General features: G+C 37.3%; 13 protein-coding genes and 7 tRNA genes. All 20 read left to right on the plus strand.

The features are described 5' to 3' along the window. The first annotated feature begins 54 nt into the window (after positions 1–54). Positions 55–126, plus strand: a tRNA-Glu gene (locus KTB61_RS12555). 37 nt (positions 127–163) lie between these two features. Further along, positions 164–236: transfer RNA gene (locus KTB61_RS12560), tRNA-Thr, on the plus strand. A gap of 5 nt (positions 237–241) precedes the next feature. Then, positions 242–315: transfer RNA gene (locus KTB61_RS12565), tRNA-Ile, on the plus strand. Between the two features lie 28 nt (positions 316–343). Next, a tRNA-Asp gene (locus KTB61_RS12570) sits at positions 344–417 on the plus strand. A 31-nt stretch (positions 418–448) separates the two neighbouring features. Then, positions 449–521 (plus strand) — tRNA-Val (locus KTB61_RS12575). 27 nt (positions 522–548) lie between these two features. Then, a tRNA-Leu gene (locus tag KTB61_RS12580) sits at positions 549–634 on the plus strand. Between the two features lie 83 nt (positions 635–717). Continuing rightward, positions 718–791, plus strand: a tRNA-Arg gene (locus tag KTB61_RS12585). 299 nt (positions 792–1,090) lie between these two features. Beyond that, positions 1,091–1,750 (plus strand): C40 family peptidase, encoded by a 660-nt coding sequence (locus tag KTB61_RS12590; RefSeq protein ID WP_230973752.1) that lies wholly within the window; start codon positions 1,091–1,093, stop codon positions 1,748–1,750. A gap of 442 nt (positions 1,751–2,192) precedes the next feature. Continuing rightward, on the plus strand, positions 2,193–4,148 hold the full coding sequence (locus KTB61_RS12595; protein WP_216697668.1) for a BglG family transcription antiterminator: 1,956 nt from the start codon (positions 2,193–2,195) through the stop codon (positions 4,146–4,148). A gap of 57 nt (positions 4,149–4,205) precedes the next feature. Then, a complete protein-coding gene (locus tag KTB61_RS12600) occupies positions 4,206–5,087 on the plus strand; it encodes a class II fructose-bisphosphate aldolase (protein ID WP_216697669.1) in 882 nt (293 codons plus the stop codon). 11 nt (positions 5,088–5,098) lie between these two features. Then, complete coding sequence (locus KTB61_RS12605) at positions 5,099–5,566, plus strand: PTS sugar transporter subunit IIA (protein ID WP_216697670.1); 468 nt, start codon at positions 5,099–5,101, stop codon at positions 5,564–5,566. A 48-nt stretch (positions 5,567–5,614) separates the two neighbouring features. After that, positions 5,615–5,917: a PTS fructose transporter subunit IIB gene (locus KTB61_RS12610; protein WP_075760217.1), complete on the plus strand. Its 303-nt coding sequence runs from the start codon at positions 5,615–5,617 to the stop codon at positions 5,915–5,917. A 56-nt stretch (positions 5,918–5,973) separates the two neighbouring features. Then, entirely contained in the window at positions 5,974–7,008 is a 1,035-nt protein-coding gene (locus KTB61_RS12615; RefSeq protein ID WP_075760218.1) for a PTS fructose transporter subunit IIC, read from the plus strand. A 30-nt stretch (positions 7,009–7,038) separates the two neighbouring features. Beyond that, the gene (locus KTB61_RS12620; RefSeq protein ID WP_075760219.1) at positions 7,039–7,953 is read left to right on the plus strand and encodes a cupin domain-containing protein; all 915 of its coding nucleotides are present in this window, start codon (positions 7,039–7,041) and stop codon (positions 7,951–7,953) included. 85 nt (positions 7,954–8,038) lie between these two features. After that, entirely contained in the window at positions 8,039–8,491 is a 453-nt protein-coding gene (rpiB, locus tag KTB61_RS12625) for a ribose 5-phosphate isomerase B (RefSeq protein ID WP_075760220.1), read from the plus strand. Between the two features lie 12 nt (positions 8,492–8,503). After that, entirely contained in the window at positions 8,504–9,361 is an 858-nt protein-coding gene (locus tag KTB61_RS12630) for a sugar phosphate isomerase/epimerase family protein (protein ID WP_216697671.1), read from the plus strand. Positions 9,362–9,374: 13 nt separating this feature from the next. Further along, positions 9,375–10,373, plus strand: a complete 999-nt coding sequence (locus tag KTB61_RS12635; RefSeq protein WP_075760222.1) for a dihydroxyacetone kinase subunit DhaK — start codon at positions 9,375–9,377, stop codon at positions 10,371–10,373. 156 nt (positions 10,374–10,529) lie between these two features. After that, positions 10,530–11,168: a dihydroxyacetone kinase subunit DhaL gene (dhaL, locus tag KTB61_RS12640; protein ID WP_216697672.1), complete on the plus strand. Its 639-nt coding sequence runs from the start codon at positions 10,530–10,532 to the stop codon at positions 11,166–11,168. Between the two features lie 411 nt (positions 11,169–11,579). Next, on the plus strand, positions 11,580–13,184 hold the full coding sequence (locus tag KTB61_RS12645; RefSeq protein ID WP_216697673.1) for a CTP synthase: 1,605 nt from the start codon (positions 11,580–11,582) through the stop codon (positions 13,182–13,184). 30 nt (positions 13,185–13,214) lie between these two features. Beyond that, positions 13,215–13,898: a TIGR00266 family protein gene (locus KTB61_RS12650; RefSeq protein ID WP_216697674.1), complete on the plus strand. Its 684-nt coding sequence runs from the start codon at positions 13,215–13,217 to the stop codon at positions 13,896–13,898. Positions 13,899–14,062 lie beyond the last annotated feature (164 nt).

Below are 14,062 nucleotides of genomic sequence, written 5' to 3' on the forward strand. Positions count from 1 at the left end.
GTCAAGATACCGGGAGGTATCAGGAAAAGAAGGCCGTGAAGCGGTCAGAAAAAAGGCTCCATGGTCAAGTGGTTAAGACACCGCCCTTTCACGGCGGTAACACGGGTTCAAATCCCGTTGGAGTCATTGCTTTTCAGCATGTAATGAGTATAGTCTCATGTGTGCCGTTGTGGCTCAATTGGCAGAGCAGCTGATTTGTAATCAGCAGGTTACCGGTTCAAGTCCGGTCAACGGCTTCAAAGGACCTTTAGCTCAGTTGGTTAGAGCAATCGGCTCATAACCGATCGGTCCGGGGTTCGAGTCCCCGAGGGTCCATTGAAATTTTTTATAATATAACTATTTTGGCCCGGTGGCTCAGCCGGTTAGAGCGCCGCCCTGTCACGGCGGAGGTCGTGGGTTCGATTCCCATCCGGGTCGTTTACTATTTAAAAAATAGTATGTTATTTGTGGGATCATAGCTCAGCTGGGAGAGCACTTGCCTTACAAGCAAGGGGTCACAGGTTCGAGCCCTGTTGGTCCCATTTATATGCAGAAAATGCTGCATATATGCCGCAGTGGCGGAACTGGCAGACGCGCAGGACTTAAAATCCTGTTCGAGTTAAATCGAGTACCGGTTCGATTCCGGTCTGCGGCATGAATGTTAAAAGTATTTAATAAATACATTGACATTTATAATTAGATATAGTATAATATCTGATGTTGTCTAAGGCAACAAATGTGGGCGTAGCTCAGCTGGATAGAGCGTCTGGCTACGGACCAGAAGGCCGGGAGTTCGAATCTTCTCGCCCACGGTAAGGACTTACTTATGTAAGTCCTTTTTTTATTACATAGGAAATTCCTTTGAATTTCCTATGTAATAAAAAACGCTCCGCGCAGATGTGCAAAGGGAGTTGAAGCGGGATTTTCCGCTTTCTTCTATGATTGTATTATATAGCTATTTTATCTTGCATCATAAGATAAATCTTCCTACATTATAAAAATCAGAACAATACGACAAAAACTTTACATTTATTTCACTTTGTGGTAAAATTCTATAGAAATGTAATACAAGCGTAACATTTAATTGAAAGGGAAGATAATGAAATCGACAATGAAAAAGATTACAGTATTAGTAGTCGTATTTTTATTTATATTAACAGCAGGTGTAGGAACAGCACCACAGAAGGAAGTGAAAGCAGCTTCTGGATATAGCGGAAAGATTTTTCGTCATTGGTGTAAATTAAGAACCGGAAAGTCTAAGAAATCCAGAGTTATTAGAAGACTGGAGATTGGAACACCTGTTACAGTATACGGTACAAGCGGAAGCTGGCGTAAGGTAAAAGTTGGAAATAGAACAGGTTATGTTTTAAAGAAATATGTTTACATTAATACAAATGCTCCTGCATTAACAGGTACTTCATATCAGAAAGGACAGAAAGTTGCAAGCTTCGCTCAGCGATTTGTTGGAAATCCATATGTATATGGAGGAACAAATCTTAATTATGGAGCTGACTGTTCAGGATTTGTTGGATCTATTTATCGTTGTTTTGGATATAATCTTCCAAGAACATCTTATGAGCTTAGAAAAGCAGGAAGAAAAGTTTCTTATAGTAGTAAACAGCCAGGGGATATTATCTGTTATGATGGACATGTAGCAATTTATATTGGAAACGGTCGTATTGTCCATGCAAGTTCAAGAAAAACAGGAATTAAAATTTCTCCAAGAGCAAATTATCGTAGAATTGTTTGTGTTAGAAGAATTGTAAATTAATTTAAATATTATATAGAAATCAAAGGGATTACAAAATAATTATTTTGTAATCCCTTTTTTATTACATAGGAAATTCAGGGGAATTTCCTATGTAATAAAAAACGCTCCGCGTGGATTTGCACGCAAAGAGGAGCAAGTCCCTCATGATTGAGGAATACAGGGAGTTGATAGCGGACTTGTCCGCTTTGTTCTTAGATAATTTCACTGGAAAAGACTTTTTATGTAATGTTTGTTATTTAAATTTATTGATATATACAAAAGGTAAAATTAAAAAATGTAAGGGCAAATTAATCATTTTTTTGCACTAATTGTATTAATTTCAGTACAAAAACGGATTTTATGAGCTGTGTACAAATTCGACAAAAATCATTTATAATATAGACATAAAGTAGTTAGAACATACAACTGCTACAGAAAGTTTTATTCATTGAGGAGGCCTGTCATGAATAACTTACAGGAAAAAGTCATCCGGTCTATGGTTGATATGTATGGATTTTATTCCACAGATGAATTGTCAGAAATGACAGGAGTATCTGTAAGTTCCATCAAGCATTCATTAAGCGAAATAGGAGATGGGGTAGAAGCATTTGGTGCAAAATTGTTATGTGTACCAAGGAAGGGAATCTGCCTTGTAGCTACAGATGAGCAGCGTGAAAAAATATTGGAAGAACTTGATTCATACGCAAATAGTAATCCGGAATCTTTTTTCTACCGGAAAAATTATATTTTAGATATTTTGTTTAATTTTCCAGCCAACTATACTATACAGCTTTTTGCAGAAGAGTTATGTGTCAGCAGGAAAATAATTCAGAAAGATCTGGATTCTGTAAAAGAATATTTGAAACAATTTCATTTAGAATTGTCAAAAAGAAAAAATCAGGGAATTAAAATTGTTGGCCGTGAATTCGATATAAGACAAGCAATTGTAGATACACAAAATACAAAATACTGGAAACATGCTTATATTGACGATTTACCAGAAAACTTGGATTACCGGATTAGCAAAAGAGCTTTTACATTCTTTTCTGATTACTACTCAAAAGAAGATATTATGCAGACGCAAAGTTGTCTTGCTGAGGTAGAAAAAGAATTGAAAGTGGTTTTTGTGGATATTGCATTTTGTAGAATTACTGAATATTTGCTGCTTGCAAAAAGACGTATTCTGGAAGGCAAAAAGGTAACCAACTCAGAAAATCGGACAATGACACAATTGGATTCAGCTTATATGAAAGCGGCAAAAGATATTTTAGACAGATTTTTTCCAGATGAACAAAATATGGAACTGGAATATCAGTTTCTGGCTGCTAAGTTATATGTGGCAAAAACATGTCAGGTACAGGCAGATGTACAAGATGATGAACTGATGGATCTGGTTAATGATTATGTCTCTATTGTTCTCAATGCTATGCAGAAGCAAAATACAATAAAACGCCGGGAGCTGGAAAAGCAGATTGCTACTTTTTTAATGAAAGTCAAAGTAAAACACGATTATATGCTAGTTGAGTGGGACGATTTACATAAAGATATTCAGCAAAATCTTCAAAGTATTTATGCAGTGTGCCTTACTTATTCATTTTATCTGGAAAATAACTTTGAATTTGTTTTGACACAAGATGAAATTGCATGGATAACTCTTTTGATCCATCAGGCATCTATCGAAAGTAGAAATGAAAAACAAGGTATTCTGGTAACTGCAACTGATATTTACACATCTAACTACGATGTGATGAAGATTGAAAATGCAATAGATAATCTTGAAATAGTAAAAACAGTTCATATAAACGATTATGATGTAGAAAAAACTCAGGGCAAGCTGGTGATTTCAACTGTACCTTTGAAAAAGAAACAAAGTAATGCAATAGAAATAACTAAACATGTAACTCAGCTTGATTTGAATAAGATTATGAATTATATGGATGTTTATACAAGAACAGAAAGAAAGAGACAGATGCTAGATACAGTTCGAAAAACATTTAGAGAAGAACTGATTCTAATTGATGTAATGGCAACGACGAAAAAGGAAACCATTGCGGAGGCAAGCAGATTATTATGTCAGGAAGGATGTCTGGACGCTGATGTGACAGAAAAAGTTTTTCAGCTGGAAGAAAGACGGCCTACCACCATTGGAAGCCAGATTGCCATGGCTCATGTGTATAAGGAAAATGTAGTCGAAAGTGGAATTGCATTGCTGAAGATGAAGTATCCGGTGCAATGGTCACTTGCATCAAAAGTCAAACTTGTATTTTTTATTGCTATTAATTTTGAAAATTCGCAGGAAGTTGTTGAATTATTTAAGTTTTTGTACAGTCTCATTGACAATAAAAAGGCCATAGAAAAAATTATCAGTGCTAAAGAATCAAAAGATATTTATGAAATACTAATGGAAGAAATCAGATAGTTATTTCAAAAAGAGATTATAAAAAATATTAACTATATTTAACAGGAGGAAGTCAAAATGTTAGTAAACATGAAAGAAATCTTGGAAATTGCCGAAAAAGAAGGATATGGAATTCCTTGTATCAACACCCCTAATGAGGAAACTGTTCGTGCAGTTATTGGAGCAGCAGAAGAATTAAATACTCCAATTATCATTGACCACGCACAGGTACACGATACATTGATTCCAATTGAGAGAATCGGGCCAGTTATGCTGAAATATGCAAAAGAAGCGAGAGTTCCTGTATGTGTACATCTGGATCATGGTAGCGATTATGAATTTGTTATGAGAGCTGTTAAGATTGGCTTCCCATCTATCATGTATGATTGCAGTGCACTTCCTTTTGAAGAAAATCTGGAAAAAGTTAAAAAATTTGTTCAGTTTGCACATGCGGCAGGAATTACAGTAGAAGCTGAATTAGGTGTAATGGCATCTACAGAAGAAGATACACATGGGGAAGATGCAGAAAGCAGAGTTCTGACAAATGAAGATATTAAAGAATTTTTCACAGAGCCGGAAGAAGCTAAAGTATTTGCAGAAGAAACAGGATGTGATGCATTAGCTGTATGTTTTGGAACAATGCATGGAATCTATGCAGAACCTCCAGTACTGGATATTGACAGAGTAAAAGCTTTACGTGCAGCAATTCCTGATACATGCCGTGTCGTAATGCATGGAGCTTCAGGAGTAGAATTTGATCAGGTTAAAAATGCAATAAGTGCAGGATGCTCTAAGATTAACTACTATTCTTATATGGCAAAAGCAGCTACAAAATTTGTTGCAGATAAAGTAGCAGAAACAGAAGGAAAAATTGCATATCATGAATTACAGGAAGCGGCTTACGAATTTATGAAAGGTTATGCAAAAGATGTAATCAGCGCATTTAAAAATGGAAAATAAGGAGGTCTTTCATGGGCGGCATTAATTTAGCAGAAGTGTTGCTTAATGAAATGGTAATCCTTGATTGTGAGCCTTTTAAAGACAAAGAAGATATGTTTGATGCAATGACCCGTAAATTTGAAGAAGCGGGCTTTGTATCAGACGCAAAGGCTTACAAAGAAGCACTTGAATACAGAGAAACACTTGGTCCGACATATATGGGAAACTTTGTTGCAATTCCCCATGGAAAATGTAAAGAAGTTATAAAACCAGGAATTGGATTCTGTAGATGTAAAGAACCTTTCATCTATGAGTCTGCAGGGGAGTCGGGCGAGGTCAAATACATCTTTGTATTGGCTATTTCTGACAATCAAGCCAATGATTACCATTTAAGAGTTCTTGCAACATTAGCAGGAATGTTAGCACACGAAGAGTTTTTAGAACTTCTTGGAACGGCAGAAAGCTATGAAGATCTGATTCATGGCATAAGCAATATGTAATCGGTATGTTATTTCATGCCAGAAAAAGAAAACGGGAGGTGAAAACTTATGAAAGTAGTAGCAATCACATCTTGTGCAACCGGTATCGCACATACCTACATGGCAGCGGAAGCCATTATGAAAGTATGTAAAGAGAGGGGACACGAGTGCAAAGTTGAAAAACAGGGAGCTTTAGGAATTGAGGACAAGCTAAAGACCCGTGAGATCAAAGAAGCAGATTTGATCGTTTTTGCCAATGACGTTGGTATTACAAAGGCAGAACGCTTCGAACCTTACAAAGACAAAATCTTTCAGACAAAACCACATGACGTAATTAAGGACCCAAACATTATTTTTAGCGGAATGGAATAGTAAAAATTCAAAAATTGAGGAAAATGAAAAATATTTGTGAAAGGACGGAAAGATAAATGAGAGATGTTATTGATGATATCAAAGAAGCGTTTTTAACAGGTGTATCGTACATGCTACCATTCGTAGTAGCCGGAGGTATCCTGGTAGCATTAGGATTTTTATTAGGAGGATATAATATCCCGAATACAGTAGAACCGGGAAGAAATTTTGCATCTACTATTTTCTGGATTGGTAAAATCGGATTAGGTACATTTATGGTACCAATTCTGGGAGCGTATGTAGCATATTCAATTGCTGATAAACCAGGTATCTGTGTTGGTATGTTCGGAGGCTGGATGGCAACGGATCCGTGGGGAATGGGATATGGTTCCGGATTTATCGGTGCTTTGATCGCAGGAATCCTGGCAGGATATCTTGTAAACTGGTTAAAGAAGATTCCATTACCAAACGCTTTAAGATCACTTCTTCCTACATTAATTATTCCGGTTATTGGATGTGCAGTAATCTGTTTATTGATGCATTATGTAATTGGTGGGCCTTTAGGAGCATTGACACAATGGTTAACAAAAATGCTAGATGGTCTTGGAACAGGAAACCTGGTACTTCTTGGTATTGTGCAAGGATGTATGCTTGCATTTGACATGGGTGGTCCATGTAATAAGGTTGCGTATGCATTTGCATTGGCATGTATGGAAACAGGAAACTTTGCACCAATGGCTGCAAACTTTGTTGCTTGCTGTGCACCTCCATTAGCAATGGCATTTGCTATGTTAGTTGCACCTAAGAAATTTACACAGGAAGACAGAGATGGTATTCCAGGATGCTTCGCAGGAGCATTATGTATGATCACAGAGTTTGCAATTCCATATGCAGCTAAAAATCTGAAATATATTCCATGTTACATGGTTGGTTCTGCAGTTGGAGCAGTAATCTCTTATTTATGGGGAATTACCATCAGAGCACCTCATGGTGGTGTATTCGTAGTATTTGCGATGAATAAAGTAGTACCATTCTTCATTACATTGATTATTGCAGGTGCAATTTCTGCAGCACTGATCGTATTGGTTACAAAACCGGAAGAAGAAAAATAGAGTTTATAAAAAAGGACAGGAGAAATAAAAATGGCAAAATTATTTGATATTATGGGAAGATTCCCTTTTGAACCGGACAAGAAAAAACCGATGTTAATCCGTAAACAGGATTATTCTACAGCATTGTATCCACCGGATAATGCATTTACATCAGATAATACATTTACGATGATTACAACCGATACTTTCATGTTAGGAATTTACGAATTAGGACCAGGAGGAGTATTTGCACCGCTTGATATCCATCCTGGAGATGAATCCTATTATATCTTAAATGGACCTGTACTTCAGAGAAGTGGTAATGGACAGTTCGCTTATCTGCAGACAGGAGAAGGTTTATTCATGCCAGAAGGTGCATGGCATTGCTGTCACAACTTTTCTGATGAAAAAGCAAGGATTCTTTATTTCATTACACCAAAAGCATGGAGTGAATCCATTCCTCCAGCAGTAATTCCAACTGAAGAAGAAACTAAATTCTACAAAGGACCAAATAATGAAAACCTGCCTGATATGCGAGGAGCTATCAAAGATATCTCCAGACAGGGATGTACGGATGATATTGGACATTGGCCAGTAGATCCTGAAGAAGCAAGAAAAACAGGTGCTGTATATGCAGTACGTGATTTTGAAAAACTGAATAATGTACATGGAACAACTCATCCAATGATGTTAAGATTCATTACAAGTAATGATTATGGACATTTTGGAGAAATGATTCTTCCAGCAGGTGGTTATGGACCAAGATGTTCAGATCCAGATGTTCATGCAGGAGATGGTGCATTATATTGTGTTGATGGCCCTGTAACAGTAAATCTGGTAGATGCTCAGGAAAGCTTTGTTCTGGAACCAGAAGATACATTCTTCCTTCCAGCAGGAACAAAATATCAGTTAGTGAATTTTGAAAATAAACCAGTTAAAGTAGTATTTGCCATTACAGAACTGTAAGAAAAATCAGGATGATAGGGAAACCCTATCATCCTGTATTAATAATCAGAAACAGAACTGTTATACAGTTTAGAAGGAGATCATTATGAAAATATCATTAGGATGTGATGAAGCAGCTTATGAGTTAAAAGAAACTATTAAAAAGAGACTTCAGGAAACAGGACATGAAGTTATTGATAATGGTGTAGGAGAAGGAGAAGTTGAATTATATCCGGATGTTGCAGTGAGAACCTGTGAAAAAGTAACAGACGGGACTTGTGATCGTGGGATTCTTGTATGCGGAACGGGAATTGGAATGGCCATGACAGCAAATAAAGTTCCGGGAATACGTGCAGCAGTCTGCCATGATCCATTTTCAACAGAAAGATCTATCTTAAGCAACAATGGAAATGTTATGTGTATGGGTGCAAGAGTTATTGCACCACAGCTGGCTTTATATTTACTGGATATCTGGATGGGGCTTACTTTTAAAGATGGACCGTCTACAGAAAAAGTTGAACGTATCATGCACTATGAAAACCAGTTTTGTGGAAAATAGGAGGATATAGGTATGTATTTTAAATTTGGAGTAGATACATTTATCTGGGCTGAAAATTTCAAAGAAGAGCATCTTTGGATTATCCCAAAAGCAAAAGAACTTGGATTTGAAGTTATTGATTTTGCAATCGCTAATCCATATACTTTTCCAACAAAAGCAGTAAAAGCTGAATTGGAAAGAGTAGGAATAGATTGTGTATGTACCACAACATTAACATTGGAAACAAATCCGATTTCTCCAGATGCTGAAATCCGTCAGGCAGCAGTTTCAGCTATGAAAAAATGTGTAGATATCTGTAATGAATTAGGAGCTCCTATTCTTGGTGGAGTAAATTATGCCGGATGGGGATATATAACAAAGAAACCTAGAACAGACCAGGAATGGGAATGGGGCGTTGAATGTATGCGTCAGGTTGCCCGATATGCAAAGGAAACAGGAACAGTGAACATTTGTGTAGAATGTGTTAACCGGTTTGAAACACATTTTCTGAATATTGCAGCAGATGCTGTTCAATTTTGTAAAGACGTGGGAGTTGACAATATGAAAGTACATCTTGACTGCTTCCATATGATTCGTGAGGAAAAGAGCTTTGCAGGAGCAGTAAAAGAATGTGGAAAAGAATATCTCGGATATGTTCATGTAAATGAAAATGACCGTGGAATTCCAGGAACCGGTCTGGTTCCATTTAAAGAATTCTTCCTTGCATTAAAAGAAATTGGATACGAAGGACCTCTGGTTATTGAGTCATTTGATCCAAGCTTTGAAGAATTAGCAGGAAACTGTGCAATCTGGAGAAATTTTGCAGATACAGGAGAAGAGCTGGCAATTGAAGGATTGAAAAATCTGAAAGCAATTGCAGATGCTTTATAGGAGGAAACAGGTCATGAATCGAATTGTAAATAATCCTGATTATGTTGTTGAAGATATGTTAAAAGGGTTTGTAAAAACTCATAAAGATATTGTATCAACAACAGAAAATGAAAGAGTTATTAAATATAAAAATGCACCGGTAGAAGGAAAAGTTGGAATCGTAACCGGAGGAGGATCTGGACACAAACCGGCTTTTATAGGATATATTGGAGAAAATCTCTGTGATGCAGTAGCAGTAGGAGAAATTTTTTCTTCACCAACTGCAAAGGCATTTTTAGATGCAATGAAAGAAGCAGATTCTGGAAAAGGTGTTGCCTGCCTGTATGGAAATTATGCAGGAGATAATATGAATGTAAAAATGGCAATGCGTAAGGCAAAGAAACTGGGAATTGAAGTAAAAACAGTTGTTGCCAATGATGATTGTGCTTCTGCACCAAAAGATGAAATCGAAAAAAGAAGAGGTGTTGCCGGAGAAGTCCTTATGTGGAAAGTCGGCGGCGCCAAAGCAGCCATGGGAGGAAGTCTTGATGAGGTTATTGCGGTAGCACAAAAAGCAATTGACAATACACGTTCTGTTGGAATTGGTACAGCACCATGCACAATTCCGGCAGTAGGTCATCCAAATTTCCAGATTGAAGACGGAACCATGGAAGTTGGAATCGGACATCATGGTGAACCAGGAATTAATGTACAGCCATTAAAGACTGCCAGTGAAATTGCAGATGAAATGCTGGATATTATTATTCCGGATCTCCCATTTGAAAGTGGAGATGAAGTAGTTGTACTGTTATCTGGACTGGGTGCAACACCAGTGATGGAACAGTATATTGTATATGACAGAGTTGAAGAAGTTTTGTCAGAAAAGGGAATTAAAGTACATCGTTCATATGTAGGAAATTATTTTACATCGCTTGAGATGATGGGGGTTACCTTGACAGTCATGAAGTTAGATGATGAGCTAAAAGAATGCATAGATATGCCGGCTAATTCTGCAGGATTAAAGCAGTTTTAAAATGATAATTCTTTCATAAATATAGAGAAGACATTCTCAAGGTAAAATATGGCACAATTATTTGTGCCATATTTGAACCTAAAACTGTTTGGGGAAAAAAATATACTGTGATAAAATAAAGTCAGTAACGAAAGAGACTTTGGAAGGAGAAGGAATATGTCAAGTTTTAAAAATGCAGATGCAGGTGTAGTTGTGGATAAATTAATCAAAACAATCCAGGAACAGAGAGATTACTTAAGTGAAATCGATGGAAAAATTGGTGATGGAGATCATGGTATCAATATGAACAAAGGATTCACCATGTGTGAAAAGAAACTGGAAGGACAGACTTATAATTTATCAGAAGGTCTATCTATCCTTGGTGCTACTCTTCTGGAGGATATTGGTGGATCAATGGGACCTCTTTACGGAATGTTATTTGATGAAATGTCAATGGCATGTGAAGATGCAGAAAATATTGATGCAGATGTATTTGCAGAGATGATTACAGGTGCAGTAGAAGGAATTCAGGATATCAGCCCTGCACAGGTTGGAGATAAATCTTTGTTAGATACTTTAGTTCCAGCCAAAGAAGCTTTTGTAGCAGCCAAAGAAGCAGGAAAAGAATTTGCTGAATGTCTGGACGAAATGAATGCTGCAGCAGAAAAAGGATGGCAGTCAACAAAAGATCTTGTAGCAAAGATCGGACGTGCAAGCCGTCTTGGAGAACGTTCCAGAGGAGTTTTGGATGCAGGAGCAACAAGCTGCTATTTCATTATCACAACCATAGGAACCGCAGCAAAAGAATTACTATAATATCAATTTAACCTCTATATATTCATACAATTCAGTAAAACAGGAGTCACGAAAATCTGGCTCCTGTTTTAAATTATACAAAATTACAAATATTTACATTAATGGGTTGACAAGGAAAATATAATATGATAACTTATCAGTAGAAAGTGCTTATATAGTAGCACATAAGTTTTTTGACAGATCCCCTTATTTTAAGATCTTGGTTCCTTTTGGCATTTCAGCCATACATACCCCCGAATTTCTTAAAATCATCATCAATCATTCATACTATCCTCTATCTATTTAGCAGCTGTATGAGCACTTTCATTTTTTTCTCAATCAGTAAATGACAAATAAGAAAGAATATGTTATCATAATACTTTAGTTAGAAGATTTATAAAGAATAATTCACATATAGGAGGAAAAAATATCATGCCAGTAAAATATGTATTTGTTACCGGTGGAGTGGTATCCGGATTAGGAAAAGGAATCACAGCTGCTTCTCTGGGACGATTACTGAAAGCAAGAGGCTATCATGTGACAAGCCAGAAGTTTGACCCATATATCAATATTGATCCAGGAACAATGAATCCAATTCAGCACGGAGAAGTATTTGTAACAGATGATGGGGCAGAAACTGACCTGGATCTTGGACATTACGAAAGATTCATCGACGAGGGCCTGAACAAGAAGTCAAATGTTACCACAGGTAAGGTTTACTGGAGTATTTTATCAAAAGAACGTCGTGGAGATTATGGCGGAAATACAGTACAGGTCATTCCACATGTAACCAATGAAATTAAAAGCCGTTTTTACAGAAGCGATGATACCAGCCGTCAGGAAGTTGCCATTATCGAGATTGGCGGTACAGTAGGAGATATTGAAAGTCAGCCATTTCTGGAAGCTTTAAGACAGTTCCAGCATGAAGTTGGACATGAAAACTGTATTTTAATTCACGTGACTCTGATTCCATATCTGAAGAGTTCAGGAGAATTAAAAACAAAACCAACACAGGCAAGTGTAAAAGATCTTCAGGGAATGGGAATCCAGCCGGATATTCTTGTATGTCGTTCTGATTATCCTCTGGATGACGGAATTAAAAGAAAGATTGCACAGTTCTGTAATGTAGATAGAGACCGTGTTATTCAGAATCTGGATGCAGAAGTTCTCTATGAAGTACCATTGATGATGGAGAAAGAACATCTGGCACAGGAAGTATGTACATGTCTGAATATGCCATGTCCGGAACCGGATCTGGATGACTGGAAACAGATGATTGATAACTGGAAGAATCCAAAACATAAAGTAGAGATTGCGCTGGTAGGAAAATATGTATCTCTTCATGATGCTTATATCAGTGTTGTTGAATCTTTGGAACATGCAGGAGTTGCCAATTCTGCAGATGTGAATATACGCTGGGTGGACTCTGAAAGAGTAAGTTCATACAATGTGGATGAGATGCTTGGAGAAGTTCATGGAATACTTGTTCCAGGAGGATTTGGAGACCGTGGAATTGAAGGTATGATCTGTGCTATTAAATATGCAAGAGAACATAAGATTCCTTATCTTGGAATTTGTCTTGGAATGCAGCTGACTCTTGTAGAATTTGCAAGAGATGTTCTTGGATACGAAGATGCACACAGTCAGGAGTTTGATCCGGATACAACACATCCAATGATTCATATTATGCCAGATAAAGATGGATTAAAGAATCTTGGAGGAACTTTACGTTTAGGTTCTTATCCTTGTGTGCTGGCAGAAGGCTCTAAGGCAGCACAGCTGTATGGAGAAAAGGAAATCCATGAAAGACATCGTCATAGATATGAAGTAAATAATGCATACCGTGATGAGTTACAGGCAAATGGAATGATGCTGTCAGGATGTTCACCAGATGGAAGAATAGTGGAAATGGTTGAAATTCCATCTCATCCTTGGTTTGTGGCAACACAGGCTCATCCAGAATTTAAATCCAGACCAAATAAGGCCCATCCGTTATTTAAAGGATTTATTAAGGCTGCTTTAGATCATCAGAAATAAAGCATCAACTGGTCCCGAAAGGAGAACGTTATGAAATATGAAATTATTGGAAGTACAGTACCAGCTGTGGAAGTGGAACTTGGGAAGGGTGAATCAATGTTTACCCAGTCAGGAGCTATGACCTGGATGGATTCATCTGTTAAGGCGGATACCAAGATGGAAGGCGGACTGCTAAAGGGACTTGGAAGAAAATTTGCAGGAGAGTCATTATTTGTAGTTACTTACAGTGCACAAAAGGAAGGAGCAAAAATCGCTTTTGCGTCTTCTGTACCGGGAAAAATTATGAATGTTGATTTTCAGGGAAATGGAAGTCTGATTTGTCAGAAAGATGCATTTTTATGTGCAGAGAAAACGGTCCAGCTCAGTACGGTATTTACAAAAAAGATTAGTGCAGGTGTTTTTGGCGGGGAAGGTTTTATTCTTCAAAAACTTTCCGGAACAGGAACAGCATTTCTTGAAATTGATGGAGATGCTATCACAAAGGAACTGGCTCCAGGTGAGATGATTCTTGTAGATACAGGAAACGTTGTTGCATTTGAAGAAAGTGTATCTTATGAAATAGAAAGAGTAAAAGGTGTGAAAAATATATTTTTTGGAGGAGAAGGATTGTTTTTGACGAAACTTACAGGTCCAGGAAAAATTATTTTACAGACAATGAATTTCAATGATTTTGCAGGAAGGATTGCAGGTTATTTTCCTGATTCAAAAGAGTAAGAGGAAAAGCGTTAATTGTAAAAAATTAACGCTTTCTTTTTTATTGGTGACTTTAGTCTGTTGAGTGCTGGAGTGTTCTTCAGAAGGAGAATGCTCCGGCACGAAATAATAAACCACCAGCTCTGCTGGTGGAGCACGATTTTGGCTTTAGCCGTATATAAAAA

The organism is Anaerostipes faecalis (assembly GCF_018982945.1).
Classification (GTDB): Bacteria; Bacillota; Clostridia; order Lachnospirales; family Lachnospiraceae; genus Anaerostipes; species Anaerostipes faecalis.

Bases quoted from the DNA above. Each gene is read 5' to 3' on its own strand.
- KTB61_RS12590 (WP_230973752.1), top strand. From the start codon at position 1,091: ATGAAAAAGATTACAGTATTAGTAGTCGTATTTTTATTTATATTAACA.
- KTB61_RS12595 (WP_216697668.1), top strand. From the start codon at position 2,193: ATGAATAACTTACAGGAAAAAGTCATCCGGTCTATGGTTGATATGTAT.
- KTB61_RS12600 (WP_216697669.1), top strand. From the start codon at position 4,206: ATGTTAGTAAACATGAAAGAAATCTTGGAAATTGCCGAAAAAGAAGGA.
- KTB61_RS12605 (WP_216697670.1), top strand. From the start codon at position 5,099: ATGGGCGGCATTAATTTAGCAGAAGTGTTGCTTAATGAAATGGTAATC.
- KTB61_RS12610 (WP_075760217.1), top strand. From the start codon at position 5,615: ATGAAAGTAGTAGCAATCACATCTTGTGCAACCGGTATCGCACATACC.
- KTB61_RS12615 (WP_075760218.1), top strand. From the start codon at position 5,974: ATGAGAGATGTTATTGATGATATCAAAGAAGCGTTTTTAACAGGTGTA.
- KTB61_RS12620 (WP_075760219.1), top strand. From the start codon at position 7,039: ATGGCAAAATTATTTGATATTATGGGAAGATTCCCTTTTGAACCGGAC.
- rpiB (WP_075760220.1), top strand. From the start codon at position 8,039: ATGAAAATATCATTAGGATGTGATGAAGCAGCTTATGAGTTAAAAGAA.
- KTB61_RS12630 (WP_216697671.1), top strand. From the start codon at position 8,504: ATGTATTTTAAATTTGGAGTAGATACATTTATCTGGGCTGAAAATTTC.
- KTB61_RS12635 (WP_075760222.1), top strand. From the start codon at position 9,375: ATGAATCGAATTGTAAATAATCCTGATTATGTTGTTGAAGATATGTTA.
- dhaL (WP_216697672.1), top strand. From the start codon at position 10,530: ATGTCAAGTTTTAAAAATGCAGATGCAGGTGTAGTTGTGGATAAATTA.
- KTB61_RS12645 (WP_216697673.1), top strand. From the start codon at position 11,580: ATGCCAGTAAAATATGTATTTGTTACCGGTGGAGTGGTATCCGGATTA.
- KTB61_RS12650 (WP_216697674.1), top strand. From the start codon at position 13,215: ATGAAATATGAAATTATTGGAAGTACAGTACCAGCTGTGGAAGTGGAA.